We start from the raw sequence: 2,018 nt of genomic DNA on the forward strand, positions 1-2,018 counted from the left end.
GCATTTGTCCGATTCTCTGTGATCAGATCCGAAATCAAACCACGGAGATTGTTAGAGGGCGAATCATCACGGATATCATCAATGTACTTATTAAGATTTTTTAAATCGGTTCCATTGTCGATTTGACTAAGATAGTAGTATAAATCATCTACAGCGCGAGCAGCTCTGATTTTGCCGGGGCCAATGTCTTCGAGCATAAAATTTAAGATGTTTTCTGCATAACCAGCGTTCTCCCTTGTAAGTCCTTTTCTGACGATTTCATCGTATTGTGACAGGAGCTATGTGTTAGTTAATCCGCTTGCGTCATAAAATCCGAGTGACTTTAACACTACCTTAGCCAAGTCCCATAAAATTGTAATTTCGTGATTATGAAGTAATCTATCACTTTCACGCGCGACCGGAGCTGCGATTGCGAGTGACGACAAACCAACCAATTTACTGTAGGTATCGATTTTTCCTGAAAGTGCTGCAATTTTAGCGAGTACAACAGGATCGATGGATCTGAAAGAACTGTCAACAGATGCTATAAGACTTCTACTTATGAGTTCAGCAGTTGAGGTAGATGTAGATAGATTTGTCCCCAAATCACATGAAGCATGAGTACTGCGGCGATAAGTAACTTCAGAGAGGTATTTTTTCTTTTTAGCCAACTCTTATTCAATAATATCTTGATAAGTAATAAAGTAGAAAATATCCCTGACGGAGATAATATAATTATCAGCTTAGTAAGTGTATACTGCATTTTGACTTCGTATGCAGATAAAGTTGGTAGGAGATAAATCGAAATAATATAAGCACACATTAAGATCAGTTCTGGTATGATTGCGAAATACATATACAAAAGCTTGTTTTTCTCCTTCAATACAATAGCAAAAACAATCAATATTAACGATGCGGTCCAAGAATAAACCTACAATACCTCAAGTAATCTTACGAGTTCCATTTCGCTCGTCCATTGCGTTGTATCTAGGCAGGGTCATTGTCTCTCCCTTCCCACCTGAGGGAAAGTCTGCTCGAACGGATAGAATAATGCGCCAGTCTTCGGATCTATATCTTCGTATCCAACCATCAGCTCTCCTGTATCGGGATAGCTGGCAATGGTCCCGTCAGGATTGTAGACATTGCCGTTGTACTCAATTTCCACGTAGTTAATAGTCATGCTTCAACTCATCCGTGGCGTGTTGTGAAGAAATTAGAATCTAGAAAAAATTATTATATAACCATCTCCAAGTTCTTCGTCGTGAACCTTTCCAGAAAAGCTAGTAATCCTCTCGGTTGCGGTAAGCATTCTGCCGTTATTAAGCCGCTTGATAAGTCCATTTTGAATCAAATAATCAACTTTTTTTGGAAATCTATTATAGTAACACAGGTATTATAGTTTCTTGAAAAACAAGGCATAGTTTTTGATATAAAAGCGTTGGCCAATTTCGAAAGGCGGTTCTCCCGAAAATATAGTAGGTGAATAAGAGAACAATGGAGGATTGGGTTGTTTGGGCCATCTGTGAGCGCTCATTTCTTTTCCATAAGCCATCAATGGCAGTGACGTACTTGTAAAAACCATGCCAATATATAGATGAAATCTACCATTCATTGTCGGCACCTATGCAGAAGCAACAGTAACGAGCACATTACTCTTCTACAAAAATACACCCACAAGTAGAATTATATGAATAAATCGTTCTGTCAATAGCCACATTTTATTATGGCTATGAAATAGATACGGTTTTGATGCGAGTTTAGTCTTAAATAATAAAAATTGAATTCATTGATTTCTTCAAATTGGTTTGCTCCCACGGGGTGGTCCGAGTTCGAAGTTAGCATTACAGTTGCGTTTTAGCTTGGGTTCTGACTCTCTGGGGCACCATGATTCGCGCATCATGGACATCGACGACGTCGATCGAGACGACCTTTGAACTGTGGGCCTCGTCCCTGCGTGAGGTGATGGGGCGTATGCGGCCGCTGTTCGCGCAGGAGCAAGTTGCCACCTCGGCCGCGGCGTTCCTAGAGGCTGTTATGGA

At 40.4% G+C, this 2,018-nt stretch carries 3 protein-coding genes and 1 pseudogene; 1 reads left to right on the top strand and 3 read right to left on the bottom strand.

Features of this window, described 5'->3' with window-relative positions; translation table 11 throughout:
• From MFF42_RS25030 to MFF42_RS25040, 3 genes are all read right to left on the bottom strand, one after another.
• A partial coding sequence (locus MFF42_RS25030; RefSeq protein WP_238258671.1) for a hypothetical protein occupies positions 1–197 on the bottom strand: 197 nt, incomplete at its 3' end.
• An 81-nt stretch (positions 198–278) separates the two neighbouring features.
• Entirely contained in the window at positions 279–650 is a 372-nt protein-coding gene (locus MFF42_RS25035) for a hypothetical protein (RefSeq protein WP_238258673.1), read from the bottom strand.
• A 326-nt stretch (positions 651–976) separates the two neighbouring features.
• The gene (locus MFF42_RS25040) at positions 977–1,159 is read right to left on the bottom strand and encodes a hypothetical protein (protein ID WP_238258675.1); all 183 of its coding nucleotides are present in this window, start codon (positions 1,157–1,159) and stop codon (positions 977–979) included.
• A gap of 704 nt (positions 1,160–1,863) precedes the next feature.
• On the opposite strand from MFF42_RS25040, the pseudogene MFF42_RS25045 reads away from it, so the two are divergent.
• Positions 1,864–2,018 (top strand): annotated as a pseudogene (locus MFF42_RS25045) (IS701 family transposase); the annotation flags it as partial.

This window comes from Methylorubrum podarium (assembly GCF_022179745.1).
GTDB lineage: Bacteria > Pseudomonadota > Alphaproteobacteria > Rhizobiales > Beijerinckiaceae > Methylobacterium > Methylobacterium podarium.

Coding starts and splice junctions, on each gene's coding strand:
- MFF42_RS25040 (WP_238258675.1), bottom strand. CDS start 1,159: ATGACTATTAACTACGTGGAAATTGAGTACAACGGCAATGTCTACAAT.